The organism is Paraburkholderia terrae, from assembly GCF_002902925.1.
Taxonomy (GTDB): domain Bacteria; phylum Pseudomonadota; class Gammaproteobacteria; order Burkholderiales; family Burkholderiaceae; genus Paraburkholderia; species Paraburkholderia terrae.
Genome location: NZ_CP026113.1, coordinates 922,072 through 947,093, shown reverse-complemented (window position 1 = coordinate 947,093; position 25,022 = coordinate 922,072). Strand labels below are relative to the sequence as shown.

Below are 25,022 nucleotides of genomic sequence, written 5' to 3'. Positions count from 1 at the left end.
TGTGCAAAATGTTGCACCTGAATGCGGAGGGCGCCATCTCAACCGCCCCCCGCCCCCCTTCACCGCGACTCAATCGACCCCTGACTCGGCGGCGACGTCACGATGCCCCACGCCAGCGGCAAGTCGCCAATCTGCCCGACCGTCTGATAGGTCTTGGCGTCGAGCACGAACACGGCATTCGAGCGCCCGCACGCCATCAGCACTTTCGACCCATCCGGCGTGAAGCTGAAATGCCAGCAACGCTGCCCGACAGGCGCGTCGGTCACGTGCTCGTACGTCTTGGCATCGAACACCTGCAAGGTCTTGTCGCGCGCGGCGGCGACGAGCAGATGCTTGCCCTCGGGATCGAACGCGACGCCGTACGGACCCATCTTCGTATCGACCGTCTTCAGTGTCTTTAACGTCGCCGCGTCGAGCACGACGAACTTGTTGGTGTTCTCCAGCGTCACCACATACTGCTTGTGGTCCGGCGACGCCTTGATGCCGCGCGGCCGCGAGCCCTTGTCCATCTTCACCGTGCGCACGAGCTTGCCCGTGCCGGTGCGATACACCGACACCGTATCGTCGCCCTCGTTGGTGACGAGCAGTTCACGCCCATCCGGCGAAAATTCCACACCCTCTGTCTCGTGCCCGCTCTTCACCGAGCGCACCACCTTCATCGTCTTCAGATCGACGATCGCGACTTCGGCGGGCGGGCCGTTCGCGTCGTCATCGTCGTCGTGGCCTTTCCCCGGGCCGCCGCCCGCGCCGGCTTCCGGCTTGCCTTCGGGCTTGCCTTCCGGTTTGCCCGCGCCCTGAGCGCCCTGATTCGCCGCCAGCGCCTGCGGCGGCGGCCCGCTCTCGCCTGGTTCATATGTCACATAAGCAAACCCGCGATGCACGCGCACGAACTCCGGGTTCTTGCCGATCTTCACGCGCTTGACTACCTCGTCCGTCGACGTATCGATCACCGACAGATCGCCCGTCTTGTTCGCCACCAGCAGCTTGCTGCCGTCCGCCGTCAGGCTCAGCCCGCGCGGGCCGTCCTTACCAAGCGCGATGGTCTTCTTCAGCGTCATCTGATCGAGGTCGATCACGCCGACGCCGTTCGTCTCGCTCGTCACGTACGCGACGGACGCTGCCGATGCCTGGCCGATACCCGCGCCAAGCAGCACGGCGAGCGCGACGGATACCGCCATGCGTGTATGTCTGGTCGTGCAATGCATCGATGTCTCCTGCGGAGTGTTGTTCGACGGGCCCGCGTCGGGTCGCGCGAGCCATATTCGTTGTGCCGCAAGGGCAGATTCACCCACGCTCAAGTTAGCGCATCGCGCGTCGGGATGACAGCATGGAAGGCCGGGAGTTTTTCCCGAAATCGATGGATGCGCGCGACTCAATGCGCGGCTTCCGGTTCTGACGCGAGCAGACCAACTAGCGCATCGACGCCGCGCCGCCACGACTGGTCCGTATTGCCGCGGATATCGACGGAACGCTGGAACACGACCTGTCCGCTCGCCGTGTCTTCGATGCGCAGATTGATGTTGAGGATCAGGTTGCTGATTTTCTGCACCCAGCACACGCCGACGCGTTGCACGCCGAGCTTGCGGCCGATCTCCAGTTCGCAGCCGTTACAGGCGCTCAGGTCCTGCGTCTTCGTGAAGCCGTCGATCAGCGCCGCCGCCGGACGATTGTCCGCGACCTTGTACAGGCCGCGCTGGTCGACACGCGCGCGCAACTCGCTGCTTGCCATCGCGGCGCGCGCCTGTTGCGACTGGGTGACGGAGGCATCGTTGTACGCCGCGTTGTCGTCGATCACGACGCAGTCGAGCAGCGCGATGGCAGGCGGCGCGGCATCGACTGTCACCGAAACGGTACAGAGTGCGGCGCCCGCAGCGAACAGACGACACAGCGCGCGAGCGCGCCGCAGTCCACACATGTCAGCGTTGGAACGGCAAGAGGTCAACGCGATATGCCCTCCACGATCGATATACACATGAAGTCGGCGCACCGACGCGCCCGCCCTCGTGGCCGATCGTGAAGCAGATAACGCGCCTGAACGCTGCAGCGCGCTGGCGGCAGATCAGGTTTCGGAAACCGAATCCGCAGTCTGCGCCGCCGCTTCCGCAGCCAGCGCCTTACCAACCTCATCCGCAAATCGCTGCAACGCTGAAAGTGGCCCGCAGACGCTGTGATACATCTGACTGCCGATCTGCGCGTCCAGCAGCACCTGCATGCCGGACTTCTTAGCCATTTCGATCAGATCCACCTCGTTCTCCTTGCCGGATACGCTCTGTAGCGACAACATCAGCGTACCCAGTCAATTTGACCGTCATTCCCCTGAACAGAGGCCATGAAGCGGATCAATTTACCTGTTTCGACGCCTAACCTTACTGGCAGCCTCACGGCGATTTGAGCGGCGCCGACACCACAGGCCGCGACGCAAGCGGCTGCGCGTCCTTCGCGGGCGGCTCGGCTTTCGGCGGACGCGCCGTATCGGCGCTCATGATCGAAAAACCGAAGGTGTTCACGCCGTCCAGGCTGCGCGCGAACACCACGCCGCCGTGCATATCGGCGACCGCCTTGACGATCGCCAGCCCGAGGCCGTGATTCTCGCGGCTGTTCGTGCGCGACAGTTCCGCGCGATAAAAGCGGTCGAACGCGTGATCGAGCACGTCCCGCATGATCGGCTCGCCGGGATTGGCCACGGCGATCCACACGCGGCCCGCTTCGCGCGACACCGTCACCTGGATCATCGCGCCGGGCGTCGTATGGTGGATCGCGTTGATCAGCAGGTTCGCGAAAGCCCGGCCGAACAGCGAACGATTGACGCGCGCCACCGCATCGCCGTGCAACTTCGCCTGCACCTGGGCCTCTTCCATCGGCATTTCGAGGAACTCGATGGTGCGCGCAATTTCCGTTGCAAGCGAGACTTCGACCAGTTCCGTCGCCCGCTCGCCCTGATCGGCGCGCGCCAGAAACAGCATGTCGTTGATGATGCCGCGCATCCGCTCGAACTCTTCGAGATTCGATTGCAGCGTACGGCGCAGATCGTCGACCGAACGGTTGCGGGTCAACGCCACCTGCGTCTGCCCAATCAGGATCGTCACAGGCGTGCGCAACTCGTGCGCAACGTCGGCATTGAACGACTCGAGGCGCACGTACGCCTGATCCAATCGCTCCAGCGCGCCGTTGAACGAATGGGCGAGATCGTTCAACTCGAAGGGAAGTTCCGTGGTGCGCAGCCGCTGCGAGCGGTTATCGGCGCTCACTTCGGATGCGTCCACCGTCAGTCTGCGCAAGGGCGCGAGGCCGATGCGCGTGACCCAGTAGCTCAGTAGCGACGCGCCGAGCGCACCAAGCGCCGACAGTGCCGCCAACGCAAGGCCGAATTCGCGCAACGCCTGCTCGGTCGGCGCGTAACTGGTCGCCACCTGCAACTGCACCTGCGGACGCTCGCCATTCGGCGGAATGGTCAGCGTGCGCGTCAGCAAGTCATGGTCGGTGCCGTTGTTCGTGACGCGCGCATAGTCGCCGCGCCATTGCTGCGCAATCGTGCCCGTCACAGCGTGGCCGTAATTGAACAGCGGATTCGTGCTCGAAATCGAATAGGCACTCGTGCCGTCGCGTGGCGTCATGTCCGCCAGCTTCTCTTGCGCGATACGCCACTTGTCGCGGTTGATCGCGTGATGCACGATGATCCGCGCGACTTCCGTGCGGCTATCGAGCGAATCGCGCAGACGCTGCTCCAGTTGCGAGCGCAGCACGAGGAACAGCCCCGTGTCCACCAGCGTAAAAACAGACAGCGCGACGAGCGCGAACAGCAGCGCGAGACGTCGTGCGATGGAACGGGTCGAGCGAGTCATGATGCCTCCGCTTCCTCGCGGACTTCGAGCACATAGCCCATGCCGCGCATGGTGTGCAGCAGCTTGGTCTGGAACGGGCCGTCGAGCTTCGCGCGCAGCCGCTTGATCGCCGTCTCGACGACGTTCGTATGGCTGTCGAAGTTCACGTCCCAGACGAGTTCCGTGATGATCGCTTTCGACAGGATATCGCCCTGCCGGCGCGCGAGCACGCTGAGCAACTGGAACTCTTTCGCGGTCAGATCGAGCCGCACGCCGCTGCGCGTCGCGCGCCGCCCGATCAGATCGACATACAGGTCACCGACGCAGATCAGCGTCGATTCCTGCACGCGCGTGCGCCGTGCGAGCGCGTGCAGCCGCTCGACCAGTTCGAGAAACGAAAAGGGCTTGGTCAGATAGTCGTCGGCACCTTCGCGCAGGCCGCGGACACGGTCGTTCACGTGATCGCGCGCGGTCAGCATGATGACGGGCGTCGACTTGCGCATGCGCAGTGCCTTGAGCACGCTGAGCCCGTCGCGCTTGGGCAGCATCACGTCGAGCACGATGATGTCGTAGTCGAACTCGGACGCGAGATGCAGGCCCTCTTCGCCATCCAGCGCGACGTCGACCACCCAGCCCTGCTCCGTCAGGCCACGGCGCAGATAATCGACGACCTTGAATTCATCCTCCACGATGAGCAGCTTCATGGGCGCTCCTTTTGTATTGTCCTCTTCATTATAAGTAGGCTTTTCAAACCTGTTCAGCCCGTCCTCTACAGTTTGCTTTCAATCTGGTGGGTGCGTACTCGATGCACGTGCATCATTCGATGCATCTTTTGCCGCATCGCCCGGCATGCGCTGCGCATCCGCTTGCTGCACGTCCCAGCCGCCGCCGAGCGCCTTCACCAGCGCGACGGATGTCGTCATCTGCTGGCCGTGAATCTGCACATCCGTACGCTGGCTCGTCAGCAATGATTGCTGCGCGGTGATCACATCCAGATAGGCGACGAGTCCGCCCGAATAGCGGTCGTTGGCGAGCGACAGCAGCCGCTGCGCATCGGCCACGGCATCGTGCGACTGGGACGCGGCGCTATCCAGCACGGAAAGCCCCGTGATACCGTCCTGCACCTGCTGGAACGCCGTCAGCACAGTCTGGCGGTAATTGGCCTGCGCAGCCTTGTAGCCCTCGCTGGCGAAATCGACATTGGCCGCGCGCCGCCCGCCGTCGAACACGACCTGGCTCACCGCGGTGCCTAGTGTCCACACCAGGCTCGGCGCGCTAAACAGGCTCGCGAGGTCCGTGCTTTGCCAGCCGATGCCCGGCGTCAGCGTCAGGCTCGGAAAGAATGCTGCCTTCGCGACGCCGATCTGCGCATTCGCCGCCGCCATCGCGCGTTCCGCCGATGCAATATCCGGGCGGCGCTGCAGTACATCGCTCGGCAGGCCAAGCGGGATCGCAGGCACGGAATACTCGACCACTTTCGGCTCGATCGAAAACTGCGGCGCGGGCACCGCGACGAGCGCGGCGATCGCATGCGCGAACGCCTCGCGCTGTGTGACGAGAAGCTGCGCCTGAACGCGCGTCTGATCGAGCAGCGACTTCTGCTGCAACACGTCGAGCCCGGAAACGGCGCCAAGGTCGTGCTCGGTCGTCACGTAGTCGAGCGCTTTCTGTTGTAACTGCACCGAGCGGTTCAATACGTCGATTTCCGCGTCGAGTTCGCGCAGCGAGAAATAATCGGTGGCGAGATCGGTGGTGAGCACGAGCCGCGCATTCGCGAGGTCGTCGCGCGACTGTTCCGCCGACGCCCGCGCGCCCTCCACTTCACGGCGGATGCGGCCGAACAGATCGACGTCGTAGTTGATCGTCGGGCCGATCTGCAAGTCGTTTTGCACCATCGACTGGTTCGGCACCGTGAAGCTCGTGGCGGGCCGGTTCTTCGAAATGCGCTGGCGTGCCGCCGAGGCCGACAGATCAACTTCGGGAATCAGTTGCGCGCGCGTATTGGCGAGCGTGGCGCGCGCCTGCGCGTAATGCGCGCTGGCGGCGGCGAGCGTCTGGTTTTCCGCAAGCGCCTGCGTTTCGAGCGTATCGAGCATCGCGTCGCCGAACGCCTTCCACCAGTCTGGCGCGAGCGGCGCATGCGAGGGCTGCGCAAGACGCCAGTACGAATCCGTGCGCCACGTGGGCGGTGCGTCCGTCATCGGCGTCTTGTAGTCGGGGCCGACCGTACACGCGCACAGCGTGGCCGCAAGGGCCAGCGTACTCGTTCGCGCGGCAAGAATAAGGGTATTCACGACGCCGCCTTGTTCTTCGCCTGCGGCTGCGATTGCGGACGCGTCACTACGACATGATCGCCGTCCTCGATCGAATCGCTCGGGTTGATGATCACGCGGTCGTTCGGCTCGACGCCGCTTTCGATTTCGAGCGTTTGCCCGAGATCCTGCGCAATCGTTACCTTGTGCAGATGCACGACGCCATCGTTGTCGACTACGGCAACGCGCGGCCCTTCCGCGCGGAACAGCAACGCGTTGCCCGGCACCGACAACTGCGCGCGTGCGCCCGAAGGCAGCGCGACCTGCACGTAGGCGCCCGGCCTCAGCTTGCCGTCGGGATTGCGCAGTGTCACTTCGACCTGCAATGAACGTGTGGGCACGTCGATCGCGCCGGAAATGTGCGTGATGCGTCCATGGAACTGCTGGCCCGGCAGCTCCGCCTGCGTGACGACAACATCCTCGCCGACCTTGATGTTCTGCGCGTAGGCCTGCGGCAATTGCACAAAGACGCGCAGCGGGTCCGACTGCGCGAGCGCGAACAGCGCGCGGCTCGTGCCGCTGCCCGCGTCGATCAGATCGCCGACATCGACATTGCGTTGCGTGACCACGCCCGCGAACGGCGCGACGATGCGCTTGAAGCTTTCGAGCTGGCGCAAGCGCTTCACGTTCGCTTCGGCGGCGGCGAGATTGGCGACATCCTGCGAGTAGGTGCTTTGCCGTTCGTCGAGTTCCTGTTGCGAGACGGCGTCGCGCTGACGCAATTGCTGCCAGCGCTCGTACGAGCTCTTTGCGAGGCCGAGGCTCGACTGCATCTGGTCGCGCTGCGCAACGGCTTGTGCAAGTTCCTGATCGATCTCAGGCGTATCGAGTTCGGCGAGCAACTGCCCTTCCTGTACGCGTGCGCCGATATCGGCATACCAGTGCAGCAGATAACCCGTTGCGCGCGCGAAGATGGGCGACTCGACGTAGCCGCGCAAGGTTCCCGGCAGGACCGTGACGCCCGCGCTGCCATCCGTCTGCTTCGGCGTCACCACATCGACGTATTGCTTCGCGTTTTGCTGCGTGGTTTGCGCGACGGAACGGCTTTGGATGATGTTCGCCACGACAGTCCGCAACGCGCCGATCGCCAGCAGAATCAGCACGATCACGACCGCGATCTTCGCGCGGCGCCATTCGCGATGGCGCGGCGGCAGCGTGTGCCCGTCCTGGGTCTCCCGTGCGGGTATCGCTAGCGAAGAATGCGTTTTTTCAGTCATCTCAATCGTCCGTGTTCGGGCTGTGTCCGTGCTCGTCGTCTCGGCCATGTCATCCATGAGCGTCACCGTGCTGTTGCTCGCCGTGCTCGCGTATTGCCTTGCGATGCGCGAGCCGGCTGTGAATGCCCGCGAACAGCAAGGGCACGAAGAAAAGCGTCGATACCGTCGCGAACAGCAGGCCGCCGATCACCGCACGCCCGAGCGGCGCATTCTGCTCGGCGCCTTCGCCGAGTCCGAGCGCCATCGGAATCATGCCGATGATCATCGCGAACGCCGTCATCAGCACGGGCCTGATCCGGCTCGCACCCGCTTCGAGCGCGGCCGTGAGCGGCGGCGCGCCCGCCGTGAGGCGTTGGCGCGCGAACGACACCATCAGAATACTGTTCGCGGTCGCGACGCCCATCGTCATGATTGCGCCCGTCAGCGCGGGGACGCTCAGATGCGTGCCCGTCAGGAACAGCATCCACACGATGCCCGCCAGCGCGGCCGGCAACGCGCTGACGATGATCAGCGGATCGATCCACGACTGGAAGTTCACGACGATCAGCAGATAGACGAGCACGATCGCCATCGCCACGCCGATGCCAAGGCCGAAGTACGACGTGCGCATGGTCTGGACCTGGCCGCGTATCGCGATCTGGCTGCCGCGCGGCAGCGTCGCGCGCGCCTGATCGACGATCTTTTCGATCTGCCTGTCGACGCTGCCGAGATCGCTCCCCTCGACGCTCACGAACACATCGATCACGGGGCGGATGTTGTAATGCGTGACCATCGCGAACTGGGTCTGCGGCGAGACCTGCACGAGGTTGCCGAGTAGTTGCGTCGGCCCGGTCAACGATGCCGATACGGGCGTGCGCAACAGTTGATCCACTGACGAGATCTGATATTGCGGCGTCTGCACGGCGAGGTTGTATTCGACGCCGTTGCGCGGGTTGAACCAGAATCCCGGCGACGTCTGCGTACTGCCCGACAGCGAGATCAACACGTTCTGCGCGACATTGTTTGCGTTGAGATTCAGCTGCTGCAAACGCGTGCGGTCCATTTGCAGATTGATGACAGGCTCGTCGAGCTTCTGCTGGATGTGCGCATCGACGGCGCCTGGAACGGCGCGGATCTGCTTGAGCAGTTTGCGCGCAATGTCCAGATTGCCTTCCTGATTCGCGCCGACGATCTGCACGTCGACAGCGGCGGGCAAGCCGAAGTTGAGGATCTGCGTGACGATATCGGCTGGTTGAAAGAAGAACTCGGTGCCCGGAAAACGCTGCGGCAATATCGCGCGCAACCGGTCGACATAGCCGAGGCTCGGCTTGTGATCTTCATTGAGCGCAAGCAGGATGTCGCCGTCGAGCGTGCCAATCGTTCCGGCGTTGCTGTATGAGAGATTGATGCCGCTATAGGGCAAACCGAGGTTGTCGAGCACAGTCCCGAGTTCGTCGGGCGGAATCACCTCGCGCACCACCTTCTCGACCTGATCGGCGAGCCGGGCCGTTTCTTCGATCCGCGTGCCTGTCGGCGCGCGCATATGCAGGCGTATCTCGCCGGCGTCGACGCGTGGGAAGAAGTCTTCGCCCAACACGAATACCAGGCCCAAGGACACCACACAGAAGCCAAGAAACAACGTGCCGAACATCCGACGCCGCACCAGCAGGCTGCTGAGAACCATGATGTACGCGGCCCGCATCGTCTCGAAGCCGCGGTCGAAACGGTGATACATCCGCATGAACAGATTCGGCCGTGCATTCTCGTCGCGCTTGTGCGCGTGCCCCATCAGCAGCATCGCGAGCGTCGGCACAAGGGTTCTCGACAGCACGTACGACGCGAGCATCGCGAACACCACGGCTTCCGCGAGCGGCACGAACAGATAGCGCGCGACACCCGTCAGAAAGAACATCGGCACGAACACGATACAGATGCACAGCGTCGACACGAGCGCGGGAATAGCAATCTCGCCCGCGCCGTCGAGAATCGCGTCGTGCAGATTGGTGCCCATGTGCAAATGCCGCTCGATGTTCTCGATCGTGACCGTCGCATCGTCGACCAGTATCCCCACCGCGAGCGCGAGGCCGCCTAGCGTCATGATGTTGATAGTCTGGCCGAGTGCATGCAGCGCGATCAGCGACGTCAGAATGGACAGCGGAATCGAAATGGCAATGATGCAGGTACTGCGCCAGTTGCCGAGAAACAGCAGGATCATCGCGGCCGTCAGCGCGGCGGCGATCAAGGCTTCGCGCACCACGCCTTGAATGGCGGCCTTCACGAACACCGATTGATCGAATAGCGGCGTGACCTTGAGATCGGGCGGCAGCGCGGCCTCTGCGCTCGGCAAGAGCCCGCGCAGCGTGTTGACAATCGAGAGCGTCGACGCGCTGCCCGTCTTCAGAATCGAAATCAGCACGCCGCGCCGGCCGTTTTCGCGCACCACATTCGTCTGCGGAGAAAAGCCGTCGCGCACGTGCGCCACTTCGCGCAGATAGGTGGTCGCGCCGTTGACCGTGCGCACGGGAATGTCGTTCAGACCCGCGACAGTCGTTGGCGAGCCGTTCATGTTGACGGTGTATTCCTTCGGTCCGATCTTCGCGGTGCCTGTCGGCAGAATCAGGTTTTGCGCGTTGACGGCGTTGACAACGTCGAGCGGCGTCAGTCCCTTGGCGAGCAGTGCGCGCGTGTCGAGATCGACGGAAATCAGGCGGCTCTTGCCGCCATACGGATACGGCACGGCTGCGCCGGGAATCGTCACGAGTTGCGGACGCAGGAAGTTGAGCGCCGTGTCGTTCAGATCCTGCTCGGACAGACGCGGGCTCGACAACCCCAGTTGAATCACGGGAATGCTGGATGCCGAATAGCTGATGACGAGCGGCGGCGTCGCGCCGGGCGGCATTTGTTTCAATTGCGCCTGCTCAACGGCAACGGTCTGCGCGATGGCTGTTTGAATGTTCGCGTTCGGTTGCAGGAACAGCTTGATGATCGAGATGCCCGCGAGCGATTGCGATTCGATGTGCTCGATGTCGTTGACGGTCGTCGTGAGGCTGCGCTCGTTGACGGACGTGATGCGGTTCGCCATGTCCTCGGCGGACAGACCCGTGTAATTCCAGATGATGCTGACGACGGGAATGTTGATTTCCGGCAGCACGTCGACGGGCGTCGTGAACAGCACGAATGGCGTCGCCAGCACGATCAATATGGCCATCACGATGAACGTGTACGGCCGCTTCAATGCGAGATTGACGATCCACATACAGGTGTTGGTATCCGAAAGAAGCGCGCAAGTGTGACGTGAGGCAGCGGCGTCAGTGTCTTTCTGCGCGTCCGCGGCAACCAGGTGTAAATGCTAGTGCGCAAGGCCCAACGAACTGATGGCGCCAAAATGGCAGTTTTGCCATTTTCGACTTTGAATGCTATTTGTCGTGCATGCACGTATTACCGTCTGTTTCAGCGTGAGCGCGTTTTTGCGGCACGTGCCTTGCAGGCATCGCATGCAATCGCGACCGCTATACTCGTTCCACTGCCCGACAAAAAGGCCCATATGAAGCGTTTTTCGATGATTCGCGAGTTTCATCTCGCCGACTGGTTTACGCTCGGCAATGCCGTGTGCGGCACGGGCGCACTGTTTTCGATGATGAGCTACATCGGCAGCGCGAACGTCATGCACGTGTACTTCGCCAGCGCGCTCGTATTTGCGGCGCTGGTGTTCGACGTGCTGGATGGACGCATCGCGCGCTGGCGGCAGAAGGCTTCGCTGCTGGGGAAGGAACTGGATTCGCTAGCCGACGTGATCTCGTTCGGCGTGGCGCCCGCCATCATCGGCTATGGATGTGGCATGCGCGGCCTGTATGACCGCGTTCTGCTTGCGTATTTCGTGGCGTGCGGCGTGTCGCGGCTCGCTCGCTACAACGTGACGGCTGAGACGATGTCGGGCGGGACGGGGAAAGTGACACACTTCGAGGGCACGCCTATTCCGACATCGTTCGCAATCGTGCTGCTGCTTGCCATCGCCGCGTGGCAGGGGGCTCTCGGTCCGCAATTATGGTTCGGCGAGTGGCGGATTGCAGGTCATGTGCTGCATCCGTTGACGCTGGTCTATGGCATTTCCGGATCGCTAATGATCAGCCGCATCCGTATTCCAAAGCCCTGATTGTCAGGCATGTAGTGCGTGATCAATTGCCATTGTAAACGGTGCGATTGAGCGTTTGCAGTTGCCCGTCACGCTCGGACTGTATCAATTGCTGGCGCACGTCCTGACGCGTCTCCGGGTCATTACGGGCGCCTTGCGCCGCGCTGCCCCAATTGACGCCGCCCTGACCCGTGTCCGCTGGCGCGGCCGATTGCGCCTGGGTCTGGTCCATCGGTTGATCGGTCGGCATTTGCTGCGCGTATGCGCTCGACATGGCTGCCACGCCCGCCGTTACCACGAGACTGAGAAGAAGTTGCTTCATTTCAAGGCTCCTTGATCGCGAGAGACTGTGCAGCGAATACAGTCGTCGCAGACGGCTCTCGGTGTCTGCAACGACTGTATTAACTCTACGCTTCAAGAGTGGCGCAATGCTGGCATAAGTATGACGAAGCTGCCAGATTCGCGGCGGTTTATGCCCGGCCTTCAAAACCCAACAGTACATTGACGGCATTGATGCCGATCTCGTCGACCATGTACCCGCCTTCCATCACGAAGAGCGTCGGCAAACCAAAGCCCGCAAGCATTTCACCGACGCGCAAGTAGTCCGGCGTGCGCAAACGGAAATGGCTGATGGGATCGCCCTCGAACGTATCGACACCGAGCGAAACAACGAGCGCGTCGGGCGCATGATTCGCGATTGCCGAACCCGCTTGCTGTAACGCAGGCCCGTACTGTTCCATTGCCGTTCCCTTCGGCAGCGGCAGATTCAGGTTGAAGCCCTCGCCTTCGCCCATGCCGCGCTCGTCGGCAAAGCCCGAGAAGTACGGAAACGATACGGCGGGATCGCCGTGTATCGACACGAACAACACGTCCTTGCGGTCGTAGAAGATATCTTGCGTGCCATTGCCGTGATGGAAATCGATATCGAGCACGGCGACGCGCTTCGCGCCTTGCGCGATGCAACGTTGCGCGGCGATTGCGGCATTGTTCAGATAGCAATAGCCGCCCATGTACTCACGGCCTGCGTGATGACCCGGCGGACGGCACAACGCAAAGACCGCCTTGTCGCCGCGTGCGAGCGCATCAATTCCTGTCAACGCCGAGTTCGCGCTCGACGATACCGCGCTCCATGTTCCCGCGTTGATGGGCGAACCGGCATCCATCGAAAAGAAGCCGAGCTTGCCGTCGATGAATTGCGGCATCGCCGTGGAGGGCAAACCACGTACGGGCCATACGAGTGGCAACGCCTGGCATGTGCGGCCCGTTGCGGCCCACTCGTCCCATGCCGACGCGAGAAATTCGACATAACGTTCGCTATGCGCGCCGACATAGCACGATCGCTCATAGACGTTCGGCGCCAGAACATCGCCCAGGCCCGCAGCTTTGACCTGCTTCAGGACGGTCTCTGCGCGGATAGGCTTTTCGAAAGAATCGGAGACGGCGCCGTCCTTGAGTTCGACGCCTTGATGCAAGCGGTGATCGCTACTGTAGATGGTTTGCATGGTTCTGTACGCCGCAGAAAGGAACGCACAGTCTACCGTTGCGACACCGCGTTGCGAACGACGTCAGAAAAGATACAGTCCCGCGACGAAAATCACGCCCGAGAACAGCAGCGCCGTCACGCAATAGCCCATGATGTCGCGCACGCCGAGCCCTGCAATCGCGAGAGCTGGCAGCGCCCAGAAAGGCTGCGCCATGTTGGTCCACGCTTCGCCATAGGCAATCGCCATCGCAGACTTGCCGAGGTCCGCGCCGATCGCCTTCGCAGCGGGCATCACGAACGGACCCTGCACGACCCAGTGGCCTCCGCCGCTCGGCACCGCGAAGTTGATGACGGCCGAACTCAGGAACGTCAGCAGCGGGAACGTGTGGACGTTGGCAATTTCGATGAACCAGTTCGTGATCACGCCCGCAAGACCCGAGTGGTCCATCGTGGCCTGAATGCCCGCATAAAACGGAAACTGGATCATGATCCCCGCCGTGCCGCGCGCCGCGTTGCCAATTGCGCGTGCATACGCCATCGGCGTCTTGTGCAGCAGAATGCCCGCTGCAAGGAAAACGATATTGACGGTATCGATGTCGAGGCTGAAGCCTTTCTTTGTGAAACGGATCACCAGATAGGCGGCGATCAGCAGCGCGACCAGAATCGACAGAATGCGGCTCTCTTCGATACGTTCGGCCGGCGTGGATTGCGCCGTGATCTTGCGTTCCATCACGGGTTCGTCGACGAGCAGCGCGGGATCGACCGAGACGACATCTTCGGCTCGCGGCATCATCGCGCGCACCAGCAGCGGCAATGCGACGATCAGCGCGGCGGTAATGAAAAGGTTGTATCCCGTGAAGAGCGTCTGCGACACGGGAATCAGGCCAATCACCTTTTCCATCGGATTGCCCTTGGTCGCCGCGACCAGCGGCACCGAACCGGACAAGCCGCCATGCCAGGTGAGGAAGCCCATGTACGCGGCCGCAACCAGCAGCCGGTAATCGACGCCGCGCACACGCCTCGCCACTTCTCGCGCGAACATGGCGCCGAGCACGAGACCGAAGCCCCAGTTGATCGCGCATGCCACGCCGCTAACGAATGCGACCAGCATCGTGCCTTGCGCCGGCGTCTTCGCCAGGCCGCCGAGAGCCGACAGCACGCGCTTGACGGGGCCCGACGTCGCCAATGCATGACCTGTTACGAGGATCATCGCCATCTGCATCGTGAAGGCGAGCAGATTCCAGAAACCGCTGCCCCACATGAAGACGAGATCGCCGGGTGACTGGGGCGTGAGGCCCAATGCCAGCGCAAAGGTAATCGCCGTTAGAAGCAGCGCGAAAATAAGAGGATCAGGCAGAAAGCGATGAACCACCTGCGTAAAGAAGCGGGCAATACCTTGAATCACGACGTCTCCGGCACTTGTTCAGTTGTTCGTTGGATGCGCGCGAGATTCTGCCACAGCTATGCGTAACGAGTCGGCGAACTGCACAAGCAGTCGCGTTACGTTCTATTGGAGAGGAATGAGTGCGGGCGGGTCGCTGAATTAAAGCTTTCAACGACCTTAAAGAAATGAATGGAATTTGCGCCGTCATTGACGACGCGTCCGGTTCAATGCCCCAGATAAGCGGCCTTGACCATCGGATCATTACGCAACTGCATCGCCGTTCCATGCGTCGCGATGCGGCCGTTTTCCAGCACGTAGCCGTAATCGGCGACATTCAACGCGGCGGCCGCGAACTGCTCGACGAGCAGCATCGTCACGCCCTGTTCTTTCAGTCGCTCGATGATCCGAAACACCTCGTCGACGAGAATTGGCGCGAGTCCCATCGACGGTTCGTCGAGCAACACGAGATCCGGGTTCAGCATGATCGCGCGCGCCATCGCGAGCATCTGCTGCTCGCCGCCCGAGAGCGTCCCGGCCAGTTGATTGCGGCGCTCCTTGAGGCGCGGAAACAGATCGATCGCGCGTTCGAGATCCGCGTTGATGTCGCCGCGCGGACGCGCCCATGTCAGGCGCGGGAATGCGCCTAGCAACAGATTGTCGGTGACGGTCATCGTCGAAAACACGCGCCGGCCTTCAGGCGAATGCGCGAGACCCAGACGCGCGATACGGTGCGAATCGAGCGAATCGATGCGTTTGGCCGATGCGCCTTCGCCCATCCTGATCTCGCCCTCGCTCGGACGGATCATGCCTGATACGGCGCGCATCGTCGTGGTTTTGCCCGCGCCGTTCGAGCCGATCAGCGTGACGACGGAGGCCTTCGGCACGTCCATCGAAATGCCGTGCAGCACCTGAACCTTGCCGTAGCCCGCATGCAGGTTGCGGATCGATAACATCGCGTGTTCCCCATTCATGCCGTTGTCGTTCGATAGAAACGTGTGCTCAAGCGGTCACGCCGCCCAGATACGCCTCGATGACTTTTTCGTTTTCCTGGATCTCGGACGGTTTGCCCTCGGCGATCTTCTGCCCGAAATCGAGCACCGATACCGTGTCGCACACCGACATCACGACGTCCATGTGATGTTCGATCAGCACCACCGTAATGCCGTGATCGCGAACCTTGCGAATGATGCGCACCAGTTCCTTGATGTCGGGCGCGGTGAGACCCGCGGCGGGTTCGTCGAGCAACAGCACCTGTGGATCGAGTGCCAGCGCGCGGGCAATTTCGAGCAGACGCTGCTTGCCGTACGGCAGATTGCGCGCCTCTTCCGCCGCGACGTTCTCCAGACCGACGAAGCGCAGCATGCCGAACGCGCGCTCGCGTGCCGCGCGTTCTTCATGACGATAACGCGTCGTCATCAGGCCGATATCGGCGAAGTTCGAGCGGAACGTATGATGCAAGCCGACCAGCACGTTTTCGAGCGCGGTCATTTCGCCGAACAGCTGCACGTTCTGGAACGTACGCGCGATGCCGGACAGCGCAATCGCAGCAGACGTTCGCCCTGCAATCGATTCGCCGCGATACTCGATCGCGCCCGCCGTCGGTATATAGATGCCCGTCAGCACGTTCATCATCGTGCTCTTGCCTGAGCCATTCGGTCCGATCAGACCATGTATCGTGCCGCGCCGCACGTTCAGGTGTACGTTGTTCAGCGCCTTCAGGCCACTGAACTGCATCAGTACGCCACGCACATCGAGAATCGTTTCGTGGCCTTTGACTTGCACGTCGAGCACGGCATCAGCGGTGATTTCCGCGGGCTTTTCGGTGTCAACGGTCACCGTGCGCACGCGGCCATGCGTGAAGAACTTGCGCACGAAGCCGACCACGCCGTCCTGCAGGTAGTAGACGACCAGCAGAATCATCAAACCGAAAATTGTCAGCCGCCAGTCGGTCAGCGCGTCGATCCAGTACGAGAACACCGCGAGGCCAACCGTGCCGACAATCGGAATCGCGACCTTGCGCGGCGTCACGCTCTTGCGCGCAATCGAGAACAGCGCGCCTGCGACCACGATGACGGCGAGCGCCGTCGCGACCATGCGGAACATCGAGATGTCGTCGAGCAGCTTGGGCAGCAGCACGATGATCATCGAGCCGATCAGCGCGCCCGTGCGCGTCTTGCGGCCGCCCATGATGATCGCGAGCAGGAACAGGATGGTCAGCTCGAAGTTGTATGTGTTGGGCGAGATGTACTGCTCAGAATACGAATACAGACAGCCCGCGAGCCCGGCAAAGCCCGCGCTGATCACGAACGCGTAAACCTTGTGCCGGTACACCGAGACGCCCATGCAGTCGGATGCAATCGGGCTGTCTCGCAGCGCTTCGAATGCGCGGCCCAGGTGCGACTTCAACACGCGATGCACGACCACGAGCGAGACGACGAGCAGCGCGGCCACGACCCAATAGTATTGAGTCTCATCGAGCATATGGCCCGCGATCACGGGCTTCGTGATCTTGATGCCCATCGGCCCGCTGGTAAGGAAATCCATTTCGTTGATCAGGATCTGGATGATCGTGCCGAACGCGAGCGTGACCATCGCGAGATACGGACCCGACACGCGCAGTGCGGGCAGCGCGAGAATCGCGCCGAACGCCGCCGTCACGACGATCGCCATCGGCACGGTCACATAGAACGGCATGCCGAGCTTGATGAACAGCACGCCCGCCGTGTAAGCGCCGACGCCGAACAGCCCCGCGTGTCCAAGCGACACTTGCCCCGTGTAACCGACCACGATGTCGAGACCGAAGAGCAGGATCGCGTAGATCATGATCGTCTCGACCAGGTGGATGTAGTACGGGTTGCCCGACAGCACCGGGAAGACCGCCAGCGCGACCAGCCCGAGCAGCGCGCCGATGAGGTTTTTCTTTTTCACGGCGGACCTCAAACTTTCTTGATCGCGGTTTTGCCGAACAGACCTGCCGGACGCAGCGCGAGCACGATCAGCAGCAGCACGAGTCCGGGCACGTCTTTATAGCCCGTCGAGATGTAGAAGCCGGTTGTGGTCTCGGCAATGCCGAGTATCACGCCGCCCACAACGATACCGAGACCACTCGACAATCCGCCGATAATCGCCACCGCGAACGCCTTGAGGCCGAGCACCGCGCCCATCGTCGCGCCCGTCAGCGTGAGCGGCGCGATCAGCACGCCGGCGAAGGCCGCCGTCAGCGACGACAGCGCATACGAGAACGTGATGACGAGGCCCGTGTTGATGCCCATCAGCGCGGCGGCATCGCGATCGTTCGATGTCGCGACGACCGCCTTGCCGAAGATGCTGCGCCGGTTGAAGAACTCGACGGCCAGCATCAGCACCAACGCGCCGCCCACGACGAGCAGTTCCATCGGCAGCACGTTCGCGCCGAACACCTTGATAGGCGCTTCGGGCAGCGGCGACGGAAAGCGCAGATCGTCGCGGCCCCAGACGTTTTCCGCGACGTTCTTGAAGATGATGCCGAGCGCAATGGTCGACATGATCCAGCCGAACTCGGACTTGATCTTGATCGCGGGCCGCACGCCGATCCGTTCGACGAACGCGCCCTGCAACAGGCCGAATACGCACACGAGCGGAATCATCAGCCAGTAGTTGACGCCCAGCGTGACGAGCGTGAGACCCACCAGCGCACCGAGCATCAGCGCATCGCCCTGGCCGAAGTTCAGCGTGCCGGATGTCGCGAACGTGAGTTGGTAGCCGAACGCGATCACGGCGTAGATCATGCCGAGCGCAATGCCGCTATAGATGAGCTGAAGAAGAATGGCCATAGTCCAATTGCCTCGATCGCAACGCCCCGTAGGTGATGCCGTGAGCCACGCAGCACAAAGCCGCCCCCGCCGGTCTGGCGGGCGCGGCTTCGCTTTTCGTGCTGTGCTCAGTTTGCGGATGCCTGCTTGCTGCGCAGTTGCCCGCCGCCTTTCTTGTCGTTGTCGTACGCGTAGATCACACGGCCGCCCTTCACTTCGCCGACCACTGGCACGTTCGGGCTGATCGCCTCGTGGTCGTCGTGCGAGAACGGCTTGTCGTACACCATCACGACGCCTTCGACCTTCGTGTTGAGGCTTTCGAGCGCGGCACGCACCTTCGGGCCGTCCGTCGTACCTGCCTGCGTGATCGCGGCGGCGAGCAGATAGACGGAGTCATAGCCTTGCGCCGCCGACACGGGCGAATCGATCCGGTTGTTCTTCGGCTTGAATTCCTTCATGTAGGCTTCGATGAAGGCCTTGCGCTTCGGCGTGTTGGGTTCCTGGATGAAGGTCTGCGGCATACGCGCGCCTTCGCCGTTCGAGCCGGCGTTGTCGATGTAGTTCGCCATCGACAGCGTCCAGCTGCCGATCAGCGGCACCTTCCAGCCAAGCTTGGCCATGCCGTTGGCGATCTGCGCGAGCTCGGGTCCGATACCGTAGGTCAGCACGGCTTCCGCGCCCGCGTCTTTCGCCTTCAGCAACTGGGCCGTCATGTCGACGTCCTTGATGTTGAACTTCTCGACGGCAACCGGCTTCACGCCCTTCGCAGCGAGCGCCTTTTCCAGGTCCTCGCGGCCGAGTTGCCCATAGTTGGTCGAATCGGCGAGAATCGCGACCTTCTTGAAGCCGCGTTTGGTGACGGCTTCTTCGACGATCATCGGTGCCTGAATGCGGTCGGCGGCTGAGTTGCGGAACACGTAGTTATCCGGCTGATCCGCGAACTGCTTCGTGACGATACTGCCCGTCGCGACGTTGTTGAACACGGGGATTTTCGCTTCCTGGAAGAAGCGTTGCGATGCGAGCGCGACACCCGTATTGATGTAGCCGACCACGGCGACTACCTTTTCCTTGTTGATGAGTTCCTGCGCGATCTGCACGCCGCGTTCGTTCTTCGCTTCGTCGTCGCGTTCGACGAGTTCGATCTGCCGGCCCAGCACGCCGCCCGATTTGTTGATCTCAGCAGCCGCAAGCCGCACGCCGTCGCGCATGCTGACGCCCATCGACGACGAACCGCCTGTGAAAGGACCATCGACCCCGATCTTGATGGGTTCGGCCGCATAGCCCCCCGTTGCGACCACACACAATGCGAGAGCAGCAACAACGCTCTTCAGGCGAAGTACCATGTTCGTCTCCGTAGCATGTTCTTTATATTCGACGGGCGCGGGCTGTCTCCCGACACCGCCTGATTCGTAAAGCGGCGTGCTTTGTATCGCCTTAATACGAAACGGCAACCTAGTATAGAAATCGTAAGCTTTTTGCCACTATGCGGAGTTACCCGTAAGGAACAACAAGTTCAGTGTGCTTACGCACGTACGCACTGTATCGGTGCAGATGCAACGAGTGTTGGTTGTGCGTGCAACGGGGAAATGGAAGCGCGCCTAGCCGACATGCAGATGTCGGCTGGCAGAAGGTGATGAAAGATTCCGGGTCAGAACGACAGATCAAAGACCCAGATCGCTCAACCCTGGATGATCGTCGGGGCGGCGGCCGAGCGGCCAGTGGAACTTGCGCTCGCTTTCCTTGATCGGCAGGTCGTTGATGCTCGCGTGACGATGATGCATCAGGCCATCGGGGCCGAACTCCCAGTTTTCGTTACCGTATGAGCGGAACCAGTTGCCAGCATCATCGCGCCATTCGTAGGCGAAGCGCACCGCGATGCGGTTGTCCGTGAAGGCCCACAGTTCCTTGATCAGACGGTACTCGAATTCCTTGCTCCATTTGCGTTCGAGGAATGTGCGCGCTTCTTCGCGGCCCCGAACGAATTCGGCTCTGTTTCGCCACCATGTGTCGGTGGAATAGACCAAGGCGACTTTTGCGGCGTCGCGTGAGTTCCAGCCGTCCTCGGCCTGGCGCACTTTCTGTGCGGCGGTTTCGCGCGTGAACGGCGGCAGCGGCGGACGGACTTCGGTAGTGCTGGACATCGACTTCTCTCTTTGTGAATGGTGACGGTGTGGGTCATTATTCGCAAATGCGAGTCGTCGTCATGTCGGGAAGTGAGAGGGTTTTGGGATTTGCACGGCGGCTATTTCGAGGTTCGGTAGGCGTGATGCGGTGTAAGGCGTTGAATGCGCTCAAGCCGACGCTTCCCCCACCGTTTGACGCAACAACTCCGCTGCGATGTCCGCAACGCGCGCCACATGCGCGGTCGCTGCGTCGCGGGCGCGTTGCGCGTCACGGGCACGAAGTGCATCGAGTATGCGGTTCATTTCCTGCACGGCCTGCCGGCCGCGATCGTCGGATGCAATCGTCATCGCACGCAGGCGGTTGATGCGCGCATTCAGCGTCTGCACGATCTCCCATGCGACCTTCTTGCCGCCGCCATGGAACATCTGTTCGTAGAACATCGTCGTCAGTTCGCGCACGGTCTGATGCTCATGCCGCTCGAACGCCTGCTGAATGCTCGCGATGCAATCGGCAAGCCGCGCGAACACGGCTTCATCGGCGCGTAGCGCGCATGCCATTGCAGCATCGCCTTCCAGCAACGCGCGAATCTCGTAGATCTCGGCAGCCGTATCCGAATCGAGCAGCGCGACGATCGGCCCCTGGTTGGGAATCGAATCGACGAGTCCTTCCGTCTCCAGGTGCCGCAACACTTCGCGCACCACGGTTCGGCTCACACCCAGTTCCTCGCACAACGAACGCTCGACGAGCCGCTCGCCCGGATGAAAATGCGCCTCGAGTATGGCCGTGCGCATTTTCTCCAGCGCAAGTTCGCGCAACGTCGTCGTGCGACGTTCGACTTTCAGCGAAGGCAGCGCATCACTCATGGCTGTACTCACGCCTGAGCAAAGAGACGCACGTCGCGGGTGTCCCAATCGACGAGCGCTTGCGTGCCGATCGACAATCCGCTGTCATGCCGATGCCCCGCCGGCATGCGAATCGAAATCTCCTGCTGCCACGGCGTCGCGACCGCGTAGTGCATAGCATCGCCGAGATATGTGATGTCGCGCACGGTAACGGGCAAGCCTGTCGCGCCGCTCGCGTCGCGCAGTGCCTGAATGCGCATTTGCTCGGGGCGAACCATCAGCGTGCCGTCGTCGCCTGCCGTGAGCGCCGGATTGAAACTGCCGGACGCCACTTCATGCCCGTTCGGAAACACGCCGTTCATGCGACCATCGCTGTGCGACGTCACGCGCACCGGCAGGAAGTTCGAATTGCCGATAAAGCTCGCGACAAAACGCGACGCCGGGTTCGAATAGAGTTCCTCGCCCGTGCCGACCTGCTCGATACGCCCCTTGTTGAATACGGCAATCCGGTCCGACAGACGCAATGCCTCTTCCTGATCGTGCGTTACATAGAGAATCGTGACGCCCGTCTCCTGATGGATACGGCGCAGTTCGAGCTGGATTTCCTCGCGCAGCTTTTTATCGAGCGCCGACAGCGGCTCGTCCATCAACAGCACAGGCGGATCATAGGCCAGCGCTCGCGCAATCGCGACGCGCTGCTGCTGTCCGCCCGACAGTTGTGCGGGCATCCGGTCGCGGCACTCGGACAGATGCACGAGCTTGAGCATTTGCTCGACCTTCGCCTTCACTTCCGCGTCGGGAAGGCGGCGCACGCGCAGCGGAAACGCGATGTTCTCGCCCACCGTCAGATGCGGGAACAGCGTATAGCGCTGGAACACCATGCCGATATTGCGTTTGTTCGGCGCGACGGACAGCAGCGGCTTGCCGTCGAGCAGCACGCGTCCTTCGCTCGGCTCCTGGAAGCCCGCGACGATATACAGCGTCGTGCTCTTGCCCGATCCCGACGGCCCAAGAAACGTCATGAACTCGCCCTTGCGCACGTCGAGGGAAACCTGGTCGATAGCGACGACGTCGTCGTAAGTCTTGCGCAGGCGCTGGATTTGCAGGAATGCAGTCATGTCGTTCACCTTGGTTATCGCGCGCGGCGCAGCACGGCGCCCGCAAGCATCAATACAGCCGTCAAGCCGACCAGCAGCGAAGACGCCGCCGCGACGACGGGCGTCAAATCCTGCCGCAGCGTCGCCCAGATACGCACCGGCAAGGTCTGCAACGTGGGGCTCGCCATGAAGATCGACACCACCACTTCGTCCCACGATGCGAGGAACGAGAAGATCGCCGCAGCGAAAATGCCGAGCCGGATCGCGGGCAATGTGACGCGCAGTTTCACTTCGAGCGGCGACGCGCCGCAGATCAGCGCGGCATCTTCAAGCGCCGTGTCGAAGCTCGCGAGCGAGTTGCTGATCGATATGATCGAGAACGGCAACGCGATGATCAGATGGCCGATCACGAAGCCCGTGATCGTGCCGTTCAGGCCGATGCGCAGGAAGAATGCATACAGCGCGACGGCGAGCACGACGACGGGCAGCACCATCGGCGTCAGAAAGAACGCCTGCACGGCATTGCGTCCCCGAAACTTGCCGCGCACCAGCGCAAGCGATGCGAGAAAGCCGATCAATACCGAGAGCACCGTCACGATCACCGCGAGCTTCGCGCTCGTCAGCAACGAGTCGATCCAGCCAGCGTCGGTGAAAAGCTGTCGATACCACTCCAGCGTCCAGCCAGGCGGAGGAAAGATCAGCCATTGCGAATCGCCGAACGACAGGGCGACGATGAATACGATCGGCAGCAAGAGAAAGAGCGCAACGGCAGCGCCGATTGAGAGCAATGCCCAGCGCAGCGCGCCCAGGCGATCGAAATCGAGCAACATGTCAGCGACCTCCCAGACTTGCACTCGCACTGCCCGTAAAGCGCAGTTGCAGCGCATACAGCGCGAGTGTCACGGCGAGCAACACAAAAGCGGCTGCGCCAGCGAGACCCCAGTTCAGCAGTTGCTGCACCAGTTGCGCGATGAGTTCAGCGAGCATCATGTACGACGCGCCGCCAAGCAAAGCAGGCGTGACGAAATAGCCGAGTGCCATCACGAACACCATCAACGCACCCGACGCGACGCCGGGCATTGCGAGCGGCACCAGCACGCGCCAGAATGCCTGCCACCGGCTCGCGCCGCAGATCGCCGCCGCGCGCAGCGTCGACGGATCGATGCCGCGTAGTGTTGCATGCAGCGGCATCACGAGAAATGGCAGCATGATGTACGTCATGCCGATGGTCACGCCGATCAGGTTGTTCACGAGCGTCAGCGGCTCGCTGATGATCCCGAGCGCCATCAGCATCCGGTTGATCGGTCCCGTCTGTTGCAGCAGCACCATCCACGCGAAGGTGCGCGCCAGCAGGTTGGTCCACATCGACAGCAGCAGGATCGCAAAGAACACCGAACTCAGCTTGCGCGGCGCAATGGCGAGCAGCCACGCAGTCGGAAAGCCGATCGCGAGCGTCGCTAGCGTCACGACCGTCGCGACCAGAAACGTGTTGCCGAATACGCGCAGATAGTCCGTCGAGCCGACCAGTTGCGCGTAGTTGTGCAAACCCGGCGACGGCTCCAGCACGCTGCGCAACAGCAGCGACAGCACGGGCAGCAGAAAGAAGATCACGAGCAGCAGCAGCGCGGGTATCAGCAGGCGAACGCTGCGCCAGTCGCGCCGCCGGCGCGCGGCCGTCGCGGGCGGATGCGCGACGGTACTCAGGACATTAGGCATGGTGTCTCCCATCCACTCCGATAACGATTGCGACGCTGTCGTGCAGCACGCTTACTTGGACTGCCACGCGTACCAGCGCTTCGCAATCGCGTCGCGATTCTCGGCCCAGTACTTCATGTCGAGATTGATCTGCGAGTTCTTGTACTGGTCGGGCAGCGTCTTCGCGATGGCGGGCGACATCAGCGCGGCCGACTTCACGTTGATAGGCGCATAACCCGTGTCCGTTGCGAACTTCGCCTGTGCTTGCGGGCTCGTTGCAGCTGCGAGGTACTTCATCGCTTCAGCCTTGTGCTTCGCGCCCTTCGGGATCACGAGCATGTCGGCCGCCGTCAGGTTCTGGTTCCATGAAATGCCGACGGGCACGCCCGTCTGTTCGAGCGCATGCAGACGCCCGTTCCAGAACATGCCGATAGGCGCTTCGCCCGATGCGAGCAATTGCTGTGATTGCGCGCCGCCGCTCCACCAGACGATGTCGCCCTTGATCGTGTCGAGCTTCTTGAATGCGCGGTCGAGGTCGAGCGGATAGAGCTTGTTCGGCGGCACGCCATCGGCGAGCAGCGCGATTTCGAGCACGCCAGGTGCCGACCATTTGTAGAGCGTGCGCTTGCCGGGGAATTTCTTCGTATCGAACAGATCGGCCCAGGTGGATGGCTGCGCGTCCTTGTACTTCGCCTTGTTATAGCCGAGCACGAACGAGTAATAGAAGCTGCCTACGGCCGCTGGCGTCGCGAAGCGCGGGTCGAGTTCATCCTTCTTCACGACGGAGTAATCGATGGGTTCGATCAGGCCCGCCTGTTGCGCCGCATACGCAAAATCGCCTTCGACATCGACGACATCCCAGTTCACGTTGCCGCTATCCACCATCGCCTTGAGCTTGCCGTAGTCGGTCGGGCCGTCCATCAGCACGTTGATTCCCGTCGCCTGCGTGAACGGCGCCGCCCAGTTCTTCTGCTGCGACGATTGCGTGGTGCCGCCCCAGCTCGTGAAAACAATCGGGTCCGCGGCAAATGCCGGCGTTGCCGCGAGCGTCGCCGCGCAAAGCGCGATCAGCGGCGCGAAATACGTGGTGCTTCTGCTGCTCATGTCTGTCTCCAGGGAATATGTCTTGTGTCGATGCGATGGGA

Annotated in this window: 22 protein-coding genes; 1 reads left to right on the top strand and 21 read right to left on the bottom strand. The window is 62.1% G+C overall.

Features of this window, described 5'->3' with window-relative positions:
• Positions 1–59: 59 nt before the first annotated feature.
• The 8 genes from C2L65_RS34105 to C2L65_RS34070 form a co-directional block, all read right to left on the bottom strand.
• Positions 60–1,205 carry a cytochrome D1 domain-containing protein gene (locus tag C2L65_RS34105; protein WP_042311786.1) on the bottom strand — a complete coding sequence of 382 codons (1,146 nt, stop codon included), beginning with the start codon at positions 1,203–1,205 and terminating at the stop codon, positions 60–62.
• Between the two features lie 167 nt (positions 1,206–1,372).
• Positions 1,373–1,843: a DUF3280 domain-containing protein gene (locus C2L65_RS34100; protein ID WP_345789604.1), complete on the bottom strand. Its 471-nt coding sequence runs from the start codon at positions 1,841–1,843 to the stop codon at positions 1,373–1,375.
• Between the two features lie 216 nt (positions 1,844–2,059).
• The gene (locus C2L65_RS34095) at positions 2,060–2,245 is read right to left on the bottom strand and encodes a hypothetical protein (protein WP_007576887.1); all 186 of its coding nucleotides are present in this window, start codon (positions 2,243–2,245) and stop codon (positions 2,060–2,062) included.
• Positions 2,246–2,378: 133 nt separating this feature from the next.
• Positions 2,379–3,842: a heavy metal sensor histidine kinase gene (locus tag C2L65_RS34090; RefSeq protein WP_042311783.1), complete on the bottom strand. Its 1,464-nt coding sequence runs from the start codon at positions 3,840–3,842 to the stop codon at positions 2,379–2,381.
• Complete coding sequence (locus C2L65_RS34085) at positions 3,839–4,525, bottom strand: heavy metal response regulator transcription factor (protein WP_007576885.1); 687 nt, start codon at positions 4,523–4,525, stop codon at positions 3,839–3,841. The genes C2L65_RS34090 and C2L65_RS34085 overlap by 4 nt, the downstream gene beginning before the upstream one ends.
• Positions 4,526–4,603: 78 nt before the next feature.
• Positions 4,604–6,115: an efflux transporter outer membrane subunit gene (locus C2L65_RS34080; RefSeq protein WP_042311781.1), complete on the bottom strand. Its 1,512-nt coding sequence runs from the start codon at positions 6,113–6,115 to the stop codon at positions 4,604–4,606.
• Positions 6,112–7,350: an efflux RND transporter periplasmic adaptor subunit gene (locus tag C2L65_RS34075; protein WP_042311831.1), complete on the bottom strand. Its 1,239-nt coding sequence runs from the start codon at positions 7,348–7,350 to the stop codon at positions 6,112–6,114. Before C2L65_RS34075 ends, C2L65_RS34080 begins: the two co-directional genes overlap by 4 nt.
• Before the next feature lie 49 nt (positions 7,351–7,399).
• Entirely contained in the window at positions 7,400–10,585 is a 3,186-nt protein-coding gene (locus C2L65_RS34070) for an efflux RND transporter permease subunit (RefSeq protein ID WP_042311778.1), read from the bottom strand.
• Positions 10,586–10,873: 288 nt separating this feature from the next.
• Between C2L65_RS34070 and C2L65_RS34065 the strand changes: the two genes are divergently transcribed.
• Positions 10,874–11,482, top strand: a complete 609-nt coding sequence (locus tag C2L65_RS34065) for a CDP-alcohol phosphatidyltransferase family protein (RefSeq protein WP_042311829.1) — start codon at positions 10,874–10,876, stop codon at positions 11,480–11,482.
• A gap of 22 nt (positions 11,483–11,504) precedes the next feature.
• On the opposite strand, the gene C2L65_RS34060 is transcribed toward C2L65_RS34065, so the two are convergent.
• The 13 genes from C2L65_RS34060 to C2L65_RS34000 all read right to left on the bottom strand — a co-directional run bounded on the left by C2L65_RS34060 (position 11,505) and on the right by C2L65_RS34000 (position 24,981).
• A complete protein-coding gene (locus C2L65_RS34060; protein ID WP_042311776.1) occupies positions 11,505–11,783 on the bottom strand; it encodes a hypothetical protein in 279 nt (92 codons plus the stop codon).
• Positions 11,784–11,931: 148 nt separating this feature from the next.
• The gene (locus tag C2L65_RS34055) at positions 11,932–12,963 is read right to left on the bottom strand and encodes a histone deacetylase family protein (RefSeq protein ID WP_042311773.1); all 1,032 of its coding nucleotides are present in this window, start codon (positions 12,961–12,963) and stop codon (positions 11,932–11,934) included.
• 63 nt (positions 12,964–13,026) lie between these two features.
• Positions 13,027–14,349 carry a TIGR00366 family protein gene (locus C2L65_RS34050; protein WP_007733746.1) on the bottom strand — a complete coding sequence of 441 codons (1,323 nt, stop codon included), beginning with the start codon at positions 14,347–14,349 and terminating at the stop codon, positions 13,027–13,029.
• A 203-nt stretch (positions 14,350–14,552) separates the two neighbouring features.
• Positions 14,553–15,281 (bottom strand): ABC transporter ATP-binding protein, encoded by a 729-nt coding sequence (locus C2L65_RS34045; RefSeq protein ID WP_042311826.1) that lies wholly within the window; start codon positions 15,279–15,281, stop codon positions 14,553–14,555.
• 46 nt (positions 15,282–15,327) lie between these two features.
• Complete coding sequence (locus tag C2L65_RS34040; protein WP_042311772.1) at positions 15,328–17,256, bottom strand: branched-chain amino acid ABC transporter ATP-binding protein/permease; 1,929 nt, start codon at positions 17,254–17,256, stop codon at positions 15,328–15,330.
• Between the two features lie 8 nt (positions 17,257–17,264).
• Positions 17,265–18,140 carry a branched-chain amino acid ABC transporter permease gene (locus tag C2L65_RS34035; protein WP_035995333.1) on the bottom strand — a complete coding sequence of 292 codons (876 nt, stop codon included), beginning with the start codon at positions 18,138–18,140 and terminating at the stop codon, positions 17,265–17,267.
• Between the two features lie 107 nt (positions 18,141–18,247).
• Entirely contained in the window at positions 18,248–19,462 is a 1,215-nt protein-coding gene (locus C2L65_RS34030) for an ABC transporter substrate-binding protein (protein WP_042311768.1), read from the bottom strand.
• 318 nt (positions 19,463–19,780) lie between these two features.
• Positions 19,781–20,260 (bottom strand): nuclear transport factor 2 family protein, encoded by a 480-nt coding sequence (locus tag C2L65_RS34025; RefSeq protein ID WP_042311766.1) that lies wholly within the window; start codon positions 20,258–20,260, stop codon positions 19,781–19,783.
• A 150-nt stretch (positions 20,261–20,410) separates the two neighbouring features.
• On the bottom strand, positions 20,411–21,106 hold the full coding sequence (locus tag C2L65_RS34020) for a GntR family transcriptional regulator (RefSeq protein ID WP_042311764.1): 696 nt from the start codon (positions 21,104–21,106) through the stop codon (positions 20,411–20,413).
• Positions 21,107–21,114: 8 nt separating this feature from the next.
• Positions 21,115–22,203: an ABC transporter ATP-binding protein gene (locus C2L65_RS34015; RefSeq protein ID WP_042311763.1), complete on the bottom strand. Its 1,089-nt coding sequence runs from the start codon at positions 22,201–22,203 to the stop codon at positions 21,115–21,117.
• A 14-nt stretch (positions 22,204–22,217) separates the two neighbouring features.
• Positions 22,218–23,012, bottom strand: coding sequence for an ABC transporter permease (locus C2L65_RS34010; RefSeq protein ID WP_007576855.1), 795 nt, complete (start codon positions 23,010–23,012; stop codon positions 22,218–22,220).
• A 1-nt stretch (position 23,013) separates the two neighbouring features.
• Entirely contained in the window at positions 23,014–23,898 is an 885-nt protein-coding gene (locus tag C2L65_RS34005) for an ABC transporter permease (RefSeq protein ID WP_042311760.1), read from the bottom strand.
• Between the two features lie 51 nt (positions 23,899–23,949).
• Positions 23,950–24,981 (bottom strand): ABC transporter substrate-binding protein, encoded by a 1,032-nt coding sequence (locus tag C2L65_RS34000; protein WP_042311759.1) that lies wholly within the window; start codon positions 24,979–24,981, stop codon positions 23,950–23,952.
• Between the last annotated feature and the right edge of the window lie 41 nt (positions 24,982–25,022).